Source organism: Pedobacter punctiformis (assembly GCF_027213715.1).
In the GTDB taxonomy this organism is placed as follows: Bacteria; Bacteroidota; Bacteroidia; order Sphingobacteriales; family Sphingobacteriaceae; genus Pedobacter; species Pedobacter punctiformis.
The window spans coordinates 438362-451173 of record NZ_JAPWGM010000002.1 but is presented as its reverse complement, the minus strand read 5'-3'; the positions used below and the strand labels follow the sequence as shown (position 1 = coordinate 451173).

Sequence of the window (12812 nt, the reverse complement as noted above, 5' to 3'; positions counted from 1 at the left end):
TTGCAAAATACGATCGTAGAGCAAGTCATTCTGGTAAACGAATTTGATGAACCGCAAGGAGGTATGGAGAAAATGGAAGCGCATCAAAAAGGTTTGTTGCACCGGGCATTCTCTGTTTTTATTTTTAATAGCAACAATGAATTGTTACTTCAGCAAAGAGCGAAAGATAAATATCATTCTGCTGGTTTATGGACGAATACCTGTTGTAGTCATCCACGCTTAGGCGAAAATAATAACGATGCTGCAAGCCGCCGTTTACAGGAAGAAATGGGAATGAATTGCAAGCTTACCTATGCTTTTAATTTTATTTATAAAGCAAATCTTGAAAATGGCTTAATTGAAAATGAGCTTGATCATGTATTTTTTGGAGTGTCGGATGAGGTTCCGGTCATTAACCCAAATGAAGTGGCGACTTATCGTTATACAGACCTGGAAACGTTAAAGAAAGATATTCATACTCAACCGGATTTATACACGCCCTGGTTAAAAATATGCCTTAAACAGGTCGAAGAGCAATATTTAAATTTCTTATAAACAAAAAACGGGCATATAACCTAAGTCATATACCCGTATCTAAATTAACGCTCTCGAGGACAAATATAGGCCTAGTTTTTGAATTTCCTAATAATTTATCATTTCTTTTACTTTAAAATTATAATTTAAAATTTAACTACATTTTTAGGTATTTATTAAAGTTTTAGTAATAAGTAAGTTATATTTTGATTAGTGAGGCCTTTTTTTTGCATTTTTTTTGATTTAATTAAATTGTTAGTATAGAATTTCACTAAAAAGGTAAGAAAAACTTAATTGTTTACCTTTTGAAATATAAAATGGATCAATCCTGATGTTTTTTTAATTTTTTGTATTTGTATTTATTCCTGATGGCATCATTGAAATACTTTCCTTTTGATTTTACTGCTTTTAGCATATCATAAATTTCCTGCGGCACATTGCTGTATTGATAGGTTAATCCGGTAACAAAAGTTATTTTCAAAGTATGCGATTGTATATTGTAGCTGAAATGATTAATTACAGAAGATGGCATGATATATTTTTTACTTAAAAACATATCTCTCACTCAATGGTTTTAATCTTAACTTTAATACAGAAAAGGTCTAAACATTTCAATAAACCGGCTGTTATTATCTAACCTTAATTGTTTACAGACAATGAAAAAAGAAGAAATTATATCTCTACTTGAGGTAATTAATCAACAAATGAGTTCCTCTGTTTTGGGAGGGATGGAAGAAACTTATGAAGAACTCGAAAGGCTGGGTTTTATTAAAATAAACAGAGATGCTGTTCAATGGTCGGCGGCAATGACACCTGCCGGTATTGAATACCTGGGGCACGATTAAAGCTTGATTTTATAGTAGGCTGTAATTGATAGATTTCTGCTAAATTTGCAAAAGTTTTAAAGCGTATACTTTTATTGTAAATCGCTTTCTTATCTTATTTATGAACGATTTTCAAATTCAGCTTAGAAACGTAAATGTAACCCGTTATGTAACGCCTCTGCGTGAGGGCGGTTCTATGCCGGCCATTGCAGAAGCCGATGATGGCTTTTTATATGTATTGAAATTTAGAGGTGCCGGACAGGGGCCGAGAGCGCTCATTGCCGAACTTATTGGAGGCGAAATTGCCCGTATTTTGGGATTTAGAGTGCCTGAATTGGTTTTTGCCTCTTTAGATGAAGCTTTTGGAAGGACTGAACCTGACGAAGAAATACAAGATCTGCTTAAAGCCAGTGTTGGCCTTAATCTGGCATTACATTATTTATCAGGCGCCATTACTTTTGATCCGACAGTTACAAAGATTGATACTAAACTTGCATCGCAAATTGTTTGGCTGGATTGTTTTTTAACCAATATGGATCGCACTTGCCGTAATACCAATATGCTGGTGTGGCATAAAGAACTTTGGTTAATTGATCACGGAGCATCCTTATATTTTCACCATTCCTGGCAAAATTGGGAAGAACAGGCCAAAAGGCCATTTGTTTTGGTTAAAGATCATGTACTATTGCCATGGGCATCCGAACTGGAGTTGGTAGATTCAGAATTCAGAGTGCTGCTAAATGCAGCTCATATTCGATCTGTTGTAAATTTAATTCCTGACGTTTGGTTGGAGGGCGAAGTTAATTTTGAAACAAAGGAAGCGCATAGAGAAGCCTATGCTAAATTTTTAGAAAGCCGCCTGGCACATTCAGCTATATTTTTAAAAGAAGCACAGCATGCAAGAGAAGTTTTTATTTGAGTATGCTGTAATCCGCGTGATGCCAAGGGTAGAACGTGAAGAATTTCTGAATGTGGGAATTATTTTATTCTGTGCAAAGCAGAAATTTTTAAAGAGTATCTTTTATTTGAATGAATCCCGTATTTGTGCATTTTCTCCGGAAACGGATATTCCTGAATTGAAAGAAAATTTAGATGCTTTTCAACGGATAAGTGAAGGCATTGAAAACTCCGGGCCAATTGGTCAGTACGATATGGCCTCAAGATTCAGGTGGTTAACCGCTACAAGAAGTACAGTGGTGCAATGTTCAAAAGTACATCCGGGCTTTTGTACGGATGCAGAAGAAACGTTACAAAAACTTCATCAGCAATTGGTTTTGTAATCATAATGAAACTGCTTTTTATTTAAACTGTTAATCTCCTTTTCCTTGCCAAAAGAATACTTTAAAAAACTTCAGGATTTACTTCTTACCGAGCGTGAAGAAGATTTACAATCTTATCTTAAACTTACCGAAAATACCTCTGCTGCTGACAGAAGAATCCTGGGTTTAACCTGGTATCCAATTGCCATTAGAAATACGGAAATTGGGCGGGGAGATTATCTGACTGTAGAATTGGAGCGTACCGCACATCAGGACTTATCCCATCAGTTCAGGTTTGGTTCATCTGTTGTATTGTTTTCTAATCACGATCCTAAAAATGACAGGGTTGAAGGTATTGTTTCTCATCAGAGCGGTAATAGAATGAAGCTTAGCTTAAGGGTGGATGAGCTGCCAGACTGGACACGTGATGGTAAGCTTGGCATTGATTTGCTTTTTGACAACAACAGTTATGATGAAATGCAGAATGCGCTTAAACAAGCAGCTGTTCAATCAGAAAATCAAAGTGAAAATACATTAATCAAAATTCTTACTAAAGGAGATGCAGCAGCTTTTCAAAATGAACAGAAATTCATTTTACCAGGTCATTTAAATGAATCACAGCAATTGGCTGTTCATAAGATTGTTACGGCTAATCATCTTGCAATTGTTCATGGGCCACCGGGAACGGGAAAAACAACTACTTTGGTACAGGCCATAAAAGCACTTGCCAAACAAGATCATCAAAAAATTTTAGTGGTTGCCCCAAGTAATACGGCTGTTGATTTATTAACAGAAAAATTAGCAGGAGAGGGCTTAAATGTAATACGTGTAGGAAATCCTGCCCGGGTTTCAGAAAGATTAATAAGTTCCACGCTGGATCATAAAATGGCTGATCATCCGGAAATGAAAACCATTAAAGCTTTAAAAAAACAAGCTAATGAGTATAAAAATATGGCTCATAAGTACAAAAGAAGCTTTGGTAAAGCCGAACGTGATCAAAGAAAAGCACTTTTTGATGAAGCACACAAAATAGGAAGAGAGGTTGAGAAAACTGAGCAGTATATTATGGATAATCTGTTCGGTAAGGCCCAAATTGTTACCGCTACCTTGGTAGGCGCTAATCATTATACGGTTAAGAATTTGAAGTACCATACCGTTGTGATTGATGAAGCAGGACAAGCATTGGAACCTGCCTGCTGGATTCCAATTTTAAAGGGACAAAAACTTATACTTGCGGGCGATCATTTCCAGTTGTCGCCGACTATAAAATCTAACGAAGCTGCTAGAAATGGTTTAAGTCATACTTTGCTTGAAAAATCTGTTTTGCTTCATCCTGAGTCTGTTGTACTGCTTGAGGAGCAATACCGGATGCATCAAGATATAATGGCTTATTCTTCAAAGGTTTTTTATGAAAATAAATTGCGGGCACATTTTTCGGTTGCCAATCACTGCCTGTTTCCTGAAGATGAAACGCTAACCTTTATCGATACAGCCGGATGTAGTTATGATGAGAAATTGGATGGTACGAGTACAACAAACCCAGATGAGGCTGCTTTTTTACTGAGACATTTGGTCAATTTAACAGAAAGATTGAAAGAAAAAGATTTGATAAAAGATTTTCCATCTGTAGCTATTATTTCGCCATACAAACAGCAGGTACAAATTTTAAAGGAATTGATGCGGGAAGAAACTACCCTGGCGAGTTACACCGATAAAATAGCAGTCAATACAATTGATAGCTTTCAGGGCCAGGAACGGGATGTAGTTTATATTAGTTTAACGCGTAGCAATAGCGATGGTGTAATTGGCTTTCTATCAGATATACGAAGAATGAATGTGGCTATGACCAGGGCAAAGAAAAAGCTGGTGGTTATCGGAGACAGTTCTACGCTTTCAAAATCAGGGTTTTATGCAGATTTTATACAGTTCGCTGAAAATTTGGGTACTTACCACAGTGCCTGGGAATTTATATCTGTTTAAATTTTAAACGATTTCTCCTGTCAATTTTTATTCAAAAGTCAATTAAATTGTTATTTTTGGATAATCATCCTTAATTACAATTTTTATGCAACTTAAAACTCCCACTTTCATTATAAACTTGAAATATTTTAGGTTGATAGCTTAATAAGATCCCTATCTCTGCTATTTATTAGTGCTGTACCTTCGAAAAGGAGTGTATATGCGCTATTTTGACTAAAATTTAAAATAAATTTCAAGCTTTTGATGCAAAATTTTTTGAAAATTCTTGTAGTTGACGATAATGAAATGATGCGCCTTGTTATTAAAGGGTGTTTGATTAATCTTTTTCAGTTACCGGAAATTTATGAAGCTTCTGATCTTGCCCCTGCCTTCAAACTCTTAAAACAACAGGAATTTGATTTGCTGATTCTGGATATTAATATGCCTGGCGGAGATAGCAATCCGGATCAGGTTCGTGAAATTTTAAAACTGCAGCCAGAATTAAAGATTTGTATGTTTTCAGGAAATGATAAAAATACATTTGAACAGATTTATTTAGATGCAGGTGCAGTTGGATTTATTCAAAAAGACGATAGCATTTTGCAAAATACAACCGCCTTTGTACAAGAGTACTTTTAACTTAAACTTGCTCTGCTTTTTTATCCGATAATTTATCTGAAATAGAGGCGCCGGCTATTAATAACTCATGGGTAATGGTTTTGGTATATTCTGTTATTTCAGCTTTGAAATCTTTAACAGATGCCCCGCCACGAATTTCTTCCAAACGTTTTTCCCACTGACCGGTTAATTCAGCTTGCGCAATTTGCTTATCCTTTACCACTTCGTAAACGGCTAAACCTTTATTTGTAGGGACCAGATTTCTTTTTTCCCTTATAATGTATTCCCGGGTAATTAGCGTTTCTATAATGGCCGCTCTGGTGGCTGGTGTGCCTAATCCGCTGTCTTTCATAGCATAACGCAGCTCCTCATCTTCAATTTCTTTACCCGAAGTTTCCAGTGCTTTTAATAAAGAAGCCTCATTATACATGGCTTTTGGTTTAGTTTGTTTTTCCAGAAAAGCCTTTTCAGTAATGGGTAATTGTTCGCCAACGGCTACTTTAGGCAAAGCAGCATTATCTTCATCTTTTTTATCGTCTTCCGTTTCATTAAAAACAGAACGCCAGCCCGCTGAGCGGATCACAGTGCCATTGGCTAAAAATGTAGTGCCGGATTGGATGGTAATTTTAGTAATTTCCTTTAAGCATTCCTGATGAAAGGATTCAATCATGCGACCCACAACCATATCGTAAACGGCTTGTTTATCACTGCTTAAACCATGGGCATTTTCTCCGGTTGGTAAAATAGCATGGTGATCGGTTACTTTTTTGGCATTAACACTTCTTTTATTTAAGGTTATAGTTTGTAAAAAAGTAGCTTGTTTTCCAAAATCAGGGTGATCTGTAAATTTATCGATCAGCTGTGGTACACCTGCAAAAACATCATCACCAATATACCGGCTGCCCGTACGCGGATAAGAAACCAGCTTACTCTCGTAAAGGTTTTGCAAAATATTTAGTGTCTGATCGGCTGTAAATCCCTTTTTCTTATTGGCTTCCTGTTGTAAACTACTTAAATCGTGTAATAAAGGTGGTGGCTCTTTACGGGGTTTAGCTTCAACGGCAGTAATGTTGCCCCCATTAGCAAAGCCTGAGGCCACATCTTCCACCTGTGCAAACAAAACTTCAGCTTCGGCCTTATCTTTGTAATTTGAAGTTGAAATGGCCTTAAAAACTTGTTCATCTTTTATCAGTTGAATGCTGATTTGATAATAAGTTTGAGGTACGAAATTCTTAATCTCTAAAAAACGGGCACAGATCATGGCCAAAGTAGGGGTTTGAACTCGGCCTAAAGATAAAACACTACGGTTTCCTGCTGAAATACTTAATGCTTGTGTGGCGTTCATACCTACAAGCCAATCCGATTCCGAGCGGCAATGTGCAGAGTTAAAAAGAGTATCATAATCTGTTCCGGGTTTTAAATTTCTAAAACCGTCTTTAATGGCCTCATCAGTTTGAGAAGAAATCCATAATCTTTTAAAAGGTTTTTTACACTTCAAATAGTAGTAAATGTACCTGAAAATGAGTTCACCTTCACGTCCCGCATCCGTTGCCACAATAATCTCGGTTGCCTCATCAAAAAGCTTTTTAATGGTATCCAGCTGTTTTCTTACCGCCGGGTCTTCTATAAAACCATCTTTACTTTTTATTTTTCTTACCGAAAGCTTAAATTTTTGAGGCAGCATGGGTAAATGCTGCTTTCTCCAACCAATAAAGCCATAATCCTGTGGTGGTGCCAATTGTAATAAATGCCCGAATGCCCAGGTAAAAGAATATCCTTTACCCTCAATGTATCCATCTTTTCTGGTGGTTGCTCCAAAAACTTTTGCAAGTTCACGACCAACAGAAGGCTTTTCTGCAATAACAATCCTCATGAATCGGTGGTATTTTTCAAACCTCAAAGATGCTTAAAATTATTCGCTGATGCCTTAAAATTTTACCCACATTGCATTGCAAAGTCAATAAACATTTTAGTTAATTGTGTGTTAAGCGAATAGAATTTTACGCGTAACAATTATGAATTGAAAAAATCTAATTTTATAATGGATAAAATAAGGTTACTGGAAAATAATCAGATTAAAATAGATTTTAAACCTGCATTAGTCAGGATTTACAGTAATGAGGCTTTATGGAAATTTTTAGAAGGTTATAAATTTTCCGGCTTAGAAATGTTGGCCGAAATGATAAAAACGGATTATGAAAAACAATTTAATAAGCCTTTAAACATTACACACGATTCTTTGATTACCGAAATATTAGTTCATATTTATTGCGATTACTTAGGACTCCGTATTCATCAGGCCGTCAGAATAAAATGGATTCAGCATTTATTAATGAAATTAATTGAACGGGCAGAAATTGTAGATTGTGGTGAAAAGCAGGTAGACAGCAACCGCTGGTTATGGAATTTTTTAGCACGTTACAAAAACAGCCTGATTAAAATTTTACCTGACAATCTGAATGCCCGAAAACTGAAGGCGTATTAATCCATCTGAGCGGCCAATACTTCCTGATTCTCATTGTTAACCACGCTGGCCGCCAAATGCTCATTCAAAAATGCTGAACTGTAAGTTTGCTCAGAGTTATTAATAAATAAAACAGTATGATCTGAAATTGTATTAATAATGGTATTGGCAAGCCTTGTAGGAACAGCAGGGCAGCCCTGGCTTCGGCCCAAACGCCCCAACTGATTAATGCTTTCCTGCCCAACATAATTGGCTCCATGCATCACAACAGCTCTTTCACGGGCATTGCTGTTAAAACCCTGATCCATTCCGTCCAGTTTTAAAGAACGGCCATGCTTACCGAAATAGACTTCACCGGTTAAGTAAAAACCTAAACTGCTTTGATTGGAATTAACCGCATTTGAAAATTGAGTGGGTTTATCACCACCGCTTTTTTCGCCATGTGCCACCCAGGTGTTGACCAATAATTCTTTTTTGTCAACATCAATTACGTATAAACGTTTTTTGCGGCTCTCCTGATCAAAATCTGCTATGGTTAATATCGATTTTGAATGAAGCATTCCGGCATATTTCATATTGTAATATCCGGTAAGGGCCTTTTCGAAAACATTTTCGTTAAGTCCTGCAGAATCCAAACGAACGGCATGATAAAGATTGGAGATATACTTACTGTATAAACTGTCTTCAGCTATACTTTTTAAAATTTGTTGCTGTGATTGTGGAGCCTCCACCGCTTTCCAACTGGTTCCGACAAGGCTGATCGCTAATAAAGCAAGCGCAGTAATGCCCAAAATGTGTTTTCTCATTAATACTATTTTCCTTGATACAGAACTACTTATACGCTTTTTTTAGCTGAATATTGTTCAGTAATTACAAAAGGAGAGAAAAATGTATAGCTTTTGGGAATACATAAGTTTGATTTACAGGATTATAATAGATTATTTACAAGCAACCAGCTCACTCTGTATCCAGATAATTTATTAAATCTATTTGCGTATTTTTGCCTGAAAATTAATCAGTCAATATGCCCGATCAAGATAAAGATTATTCATTCTGGACAAAATACAAGCGTTTTGCAAGCACAGAAATATTGATGTATTTAATCATGATTATAGGAATTACCCTGGGCATTATTTTTTTAAGCTAAGCGCCAGTTTAAGGTGATCGGCAGAGTTTACATCACTTAAAAATTTGGCAAAGGCTGCATATTCATTTGCAGGGAAAGTGCCATCATTTATAATCAATTTTCGATAGTAGGTTAATTTTTTGCCATCCACTTTTGTTTTTGCAACATATTCTCCAAATATTCCTTTAATATTCTTATTTGAAGGTAATATCAATGCCGTATTTATATTTTCAGGGAGCGTATAAACTAAAATATCCTCATCCGTAAAACCACGGTTAATGTAAAGCGGGAGCGTTCTGTTACGTACCTCGGGTGCTGTACTTTTTACATTAAAGGCATTTAGTTGCAAAAACATTTTTTCGCCATTTACCGGCGCATAATTTCTGATGCTCAGCTTTATATCTTCTACCAGTTCCGGATCGATGTTTTTCTTTTGAACATAGTTTACAGCATCAAAATCTATATTATCAATGTCGTAAGCCTCTTTAAGCAATTTGTGTTGCTCTATAACCGGTTTTCCCATAAAGTCTTCATGGTTATCATATTGAGCACCTGAAAATATGGTATTGATGGTTCCGTTGATGTTGCCATCTTTTTCCAGTATTAAATTTCCTTTACGCACCTGAAGGTTATTTTGAGTGGTCAGTTTTGGTGTGCGCAACAATTTTCCACCTTCGGCCGTACAGGCTAAAACCAGTCTGTCATCTGTAAAATCGCTTAAAAATCCGAAAGGAATTTTTTGATTGGTACACTCCAGCCAGGTGGTATCGCCTTTTAAGGGTAAACACAAAACAATATGATTGCCCTGAACTGCGCTGGCATAATCTACATCGAAGCTCTTTTTAAAGGAACCGGCTTCTACCAAACAGTAATAAGATTCAATTCCAACGGCCTTTAACAAACTTTGCATATAGTTAACCAAGGCCTTACAATCTCCATATCCCAGGCGATCAACTTCAGTTGCAGGAAAAGGTTGTAAGCCTCCAATTCCAACCTGAACACTAATGTACCTGGTCTTTTTCTGCAGGTAATCGTATATTTTTCTGGCTTTACCCTGATCACTTTTTTCTTCTTTTACCAAGTCGCGAATGGTTTGTACTGTTACAGGCGATAATACATCGCGGCCTTTTAAAAGATCATCATAAACCCACTTGCCTAATTGCTGCCAATTGGTATAATTTCCTTTATGTCCATAATAATAAAAGTCTTGCGGAGCTATTTTAATGCTTGTACGGTAAGTGTCCGGATCAGGACTATAAGCTTCGGTTTTTACTGCAGGGAGATTATTTACATTCCAGATTAACATTTTTTGTTTTTCATCCACAAGTTCCTTTGGTGTTCCTGAAAAATTTTGTGCTTTTATTCTAATCTGATCGGAAGGTTTACAAATAAAGGTATAAGTACTTTTTTCTACAGAAATATCATTGGCCGGTTTAGGAGTCCAGTCAGGGATAGATAAATTTTGTTTGTTCCTGATTTCGTAATTGTAAACAATGGTATAAGGATATACATTTACAGCTGGCAGATAATGTTTTACGCGGCTATCTGTAAACAGAGAAAAGCCATCAGCTGCGCTTTCATCATTAAAATCATTTTGCGAAAATTTATTAATCAGTTTACCTGCGGAATTATAAACTTCGCCTTTAATACTCTTTATTGTAGTGCTTTTATCATAATAAATCCTCAATCTTGCATTTTCATCACCGTTTTTATTTAAAATAGTAATGGCTTGCTTAATAATAATCGCTACATTATCCGGAGCACGCATATCAACCGTATTTTCCTGATTTCGGATGCAGGCATTTGCCCGGTTTTTAAGTTCAGCAGGAATTAAATCGGCATCGTAATTATCTTGCCCAAAACTGATTAATGCCATTAAGCAAAGACCTAAAAAAGTGATTAAATGCTTCATCTATTTGGCTTTTTTCAATAAAAGTTCTGTTTTCTGATTTTGGATGATTTTACTGTAGAATTCTTTTAAGTAAAGATACTCTTCCGGTTCATAAATGGCTTTATTAAATTGTAAAATCTGGCTTAACGAAATTATATCCTCCTCTAAAGTAGTTTGTAATAAGTATTTACCACCTGAATTCGGAAGCCCAATAGCTAAATCTTTTGGTTTTTCCAGCAATTCGTAGTGGGCTGGAAGTGATATTTTTATAATGATGCGTTCATCAGAAGTTGTACCCAAATCAACAGGGTAGGTACGCTGGTTTAAGTTAAAAGGATTTTTACTTATTGTATTAACTAAGAAAGGACTGAAATAAAATTGATCTTTCAACTCGTCAAACATCGTAAATTCCACATCATAAATCTCGGTAAGCGTATTTTCAGTACTATCAATATTATTGATCTTAAAATTCAGGATTTTCATTTTGTTCAACCTTTCGTCTAATTTTTCTACATACTCATCCGTTGAATTATATTTTTTAATTTCCTTTCTTTTATTAAATGCCGCATAACCTAAACTATGCGTGGTAATGGTTCCGGTTACTTTTCCATCCGCATTTAGTTTTCCAATCAAAATATAATTGATGATCGATTTTTGATCCGCCTTTAAATCAATCCAGTAAGAAGGTTTTTTCAAGTTAATCACCCTTCCCTGATCATTGATACACCTTAGTGGCAATAAGCCAAAAGGCAGTAATGGTTCAGAAGCATCGAGCATGTAACTCTTGTCTCCAATATTTACTTTAGCAACCAGATAATTGAAATCACTAATTACAGGATAAAGTTTATTAACAGTACCATTTTCACGAGTAGAAAGAATAACGGCTTCTGCATCCAGATTTGCAGCAGAAAGTGCTGCAATTAAGCTTAAATTAATATCCGCTACATTTCCTGATCTTAGATCTAAGGCTTTTTTAATGCCTTCTTCTGAATATTTGCCGTAATAATTGTTCCATTTAATTTGTTTTTTAATATAATCGTAAATGGCTTTAGCTTTATCTAAATCTGTTGTTGCATTTTTAGTAAGGTTTAGAATCAGATCTTTAAAAAGATCTTTTCTTTTCATTTGATCACCAATATTTCTATCGGACACAATTTCATAATCAACATCTTTCCAGGTTTTAGTGTACGAAGTTTTTGATCCGTTAAAATGTTGTACATCAGAAAGTTCAAAATAAATGGCCGATTTAAAATTGCTGGCAGCCGTCATATTATCCTCTTCGATAAATGCAGGAACATTTTTCATTAAGTACATAATCTTAGAGCAGTCTACAGCAGCACCACCAACACGTAAACATTCTTTAGAAATCTCCGATTTTTGGTCTGTTAACTTTTGATAACCCCGTAAAGAAACATTGTAATTGTAATTGCCCGGAATAAAAACTACATACTCGCTATGCACTTTTGGAATATCGGACTGAAATTCCCAGGTTTTAAAATTAAAAATATTTGGAGAGGTCAGGCGATAACTGTATTCAATAATAGAGCCTTCTTTAAGGTTAGGCAAAGTAAATTTGGTTAATCGGGTATATTTACCACGTTCCTCATTAAAAACAGCCTTTTTATCCATTGCTGTTTCTATAAAATTTCCATCAACATAGTTAAAGGTTGATGCCTTCAGGTCCGAAACCGTTTCTTCGCGATTCGCATCTTTGTATAATGGAATTATAATATTTGCTTCCTTGAAACCCTCTTTATTGTATATTTTAATTCTAACGTGATGATCAAAATACAGTTCGAGCCGTCCGTTATTATCATTGAACTGCATCATGGCCGTTCCAAATTCTCTTAAAACAACAGCATTAGCGGTACTATCAATTTTATTTCGGTCAAATATGTAATCTTCAGCGCTAACACCGCCAAAGTTAAAGTTTTGAGCATAAGTACTTAACGTGATAAAGCAGAGGAAAATAAGCGTTAAAAATTTCTTCATTGGAGCGTATATAATTTTGTGGCAATTTAAATGTAGGAAGTAACATTCAGAAATAAATTGAGAATTATATTTTAAATTTATGACTCGCTTTTTATAGAACAAACCAAACCTTTTTAGCATTTTTGAAAAAAAAGAAATTAAAGACAGGTGGTTTAAAATTTATCTG

12 protein-coding genes are annotated in these 12812 nt (G+C 35.6%); 7 read left to right on the top strand and 5 right to left on the bottom strand.

Annotation, left to right across the window (positions count from 1 at the left end; all coding sequences use genetic code 11):
- Positions 1-534 carry an isopentenyl-diphosphate Delta-isomerase gene (idi, locus tag O0955_RS07850; RefSeq protein WP_269426991.1) on the top strand — a complete coding sequence of 178 codons (534 nt, stop codon included), beginning with the start codon at positions 1-3 and terminating at the stop codon, positions 532-534.
- A gap of 301 nt (positions 535-835) precedes the next feature.
- On the opposite strand, the gene O0955_RS07845 is transcribed toward idi, so the two are convergent.
- Positions 836-1045 (bottom strand): KTSC domain-containing protein, encoded by a 210-nt coding sequence (locus O0955_RS07845; protein WP_269426990.1) that lies wholly within the window; start codon positions 1043-1045, stop codon positions 836-838.
- Positions 1046-1169: 124 nt separating this feature from the next.
- Between O0955_RS07845 and O0955_RS07840 the strand changes: the two genes are divergently transcribed.
- The 5 genes from O0955_RS07840 (at position 1170) to O0955_RS07820 (ending at position 5194) form a co-directional block, all read left to right on the top strand.
- Positions 1170-1358, top strand: a complete 189-nt coding sequence (locus tag O0955_RS07840; RefSeq protein ID WP_269426989.1) for a hypothetical protein — start codon at positions 1170-1172, stop codon at positions 1356-1358.
- Between the two features lie 100 nt (positions 1359-1458).
- The gene (locus O0955_RS07835; protein WP_269426988.1) at positions 1459-2256 is read left to right on the top strand and encodes a HipA family kinase; all 798 of its coding nucleotides are present in this window, start codon (positions 1459-1461) and stop codon (positions 2254-2256) included.
- Positions 2234-2617, top strand: coding sequence for a DUF3037 domain-containing protein (locus O0955_RS07830; protein ID WP_269426987.1), 384 nt, complete (start codon positions 2234-2236; stop codon positions 2615-2617). Before O0955_RS07835 ends, O0955_RS07830 begins: the two co-directional genes overlap by 23 nt.
- Before the next feature lie 45 nt (positions 2618-2662).
- Positions 2663-4576, top strand: a complete 1914-nt coding sequence (locus O0955_RS07825; protein ID WP_269426986.1) for an AAA domain-containing protein — start codon at positions 2663-2665, stop codon at positions 4574-4576.
- Between the two features lie 255 nt (positions 4577-4831).
- The gene (locus O0955_RS07820; protein WP_269426985.1) at positions 4832-5194 is read left to right on the top strand and encodes a response regulator; all 363 of its coding nucleotides are present in this window, start codon (positions 4832-4834) and stop codon (positions 5192-5194) included.
- Between the two features lies 1 nt (position 5195).
- Here O0955_RS07820 and O0955_RS07815 read toward each other — a convergent pair whose 3' ends face one another.
- Positions 5196-7046: a DNA topoisomerase 3 gene (locus O0955_RS07815; RefSeq protein WP_269426984.1), complete on the bottom strand. Its 1851-nt coding sequence runs from the start codon at positions 7044-7046 to the stop codon at positions 5196-5198.
- Positions 7047-7214: 168 nt separating this feature from the next.
- Here O0955_RS07815 and O0955_RS07810 point away from each other — a divergent pair, with 168 nt between their 5' ends.
- A complete protein-coding gene (locus O0955_RS07810; RefSeq protein WP_269426983.1) occupies positions 7215-7658 on the top strand; it encodes a hypothetical protein in 444 nt (147 codons plus the stop codon).
- Here O0955_RS07810 and O0955_RS07805 read toward each other — a convergent pair.
- From O0955_RS07805 to O0955_RS07795, 3 genes are all read right to left on the bottom strand, one after another.
- A complete protein-coding gene (locus O0955_RS07805) occupies positions 7655-8443 on the bottom strand; it encodes a murein L,D-transpeptidase catalytic domain family protein (RefSeq protein WP_269426982.1) in 789 nt (262 codons plus the stop codon). The genes O0955_RS07810 and O0955_RS07805 overlap by 4 nt on opposite strands.
- Positions 8444-8767: 324 nt before the next feature.
- Positions 8768-10675 carry a DUF3857 domain-containing transglutaminase family protein gene (locus tag O0955_RS07800; protein ID WP_269426981.1) on the bottom strand — a complete coding sequence of 636 codons (1908 nt, stop codon included), beginning with the start codon at positions 10673-10675 and terminating at the stop codon, positions 8768-8770.
- Positions 10676-12646 carry a transglutaminase family protein gene (locus O0955_RS07795; protein WP_269426980.1) on the bottom strand — a complete coding sequence of 657 codons (1971 nt, stop codon included), beginning with the start codon at positions 12644-12646 and terminating at the stop codon, positions 10676-10678.
- Positions 12647-12812: the final 166 nt, after the last annotated feature.

What these genes read in the sequence shown, in the direction of transcription:
- O0955_RS07840 (WP_269426989.1), top strand. Translation starts at nt 1,170, where the DNA reads ATGAAAAAAGAAGAAATTATATCTCTACTTGAGGTAATTAATCAACAA.
- O0955_RS07830 (WP_269426987.1), top strand. Translation starts at nt 2,234, where the DNA reads ATGCAAGAGAAGTTTTTATTTGAGTATGCTGTAATCCGCGTGATGCCA.
- O0955_RS07845 (WP_269426990.1), bottom strand. Translation starts at nt 1,045, where the DNA reads ATGCCATCTTCTGTAATTAATCATTTCAGCTACAATATACAATCGCAT.
- O0955_RS07835 (WP_269426988.1), top strand. Translation starts at nt 1,459, where the DNA reads ATGAACGATTTTCAAATTCAGCTTAGAAACGTAAATGTAACCCGTTAT.
- O0955_RS07795 (WP_269426980.1), bottom strand. Translation starts at nt 12,646, where the DNA reads ATGAAGAAATTTTTAACGCTTATTTTCCTCTGCTTTATCACGTTAAGT.
- O0955_RS07800 (WP_269426981.1), bottom strand. Translation starts at nt 10,675, where the DNA reads ATGAAGCATTTAATCACTTTTTTAGGTCTTTGCTTAATGGCATTAATC.
- O0955_RS07805 (WP_269426982.1), bottom strand. Translation starts at nt 8,443, where the DNA reads ATGAGAAAACACATTTTGGGCATTACTGCGCTTGCTTTATTAGCGATC.
- O0955_RS07815 (WP_269426984.1), bottom strand. Translation starts at nt 7,046, where the DNA reads ATGAGGATTGTTATTGCAGAAAAGCCTTCTGTTGGTCGTGAACTTGCA.
- O0955_RS07810 (WP_269426983.1), top strand. Translation starts at nt 7,215, where the DNA reads ATGGATAAAATAAGGTTACTGGAAAATAATCAGATTAAAATAGATTTT.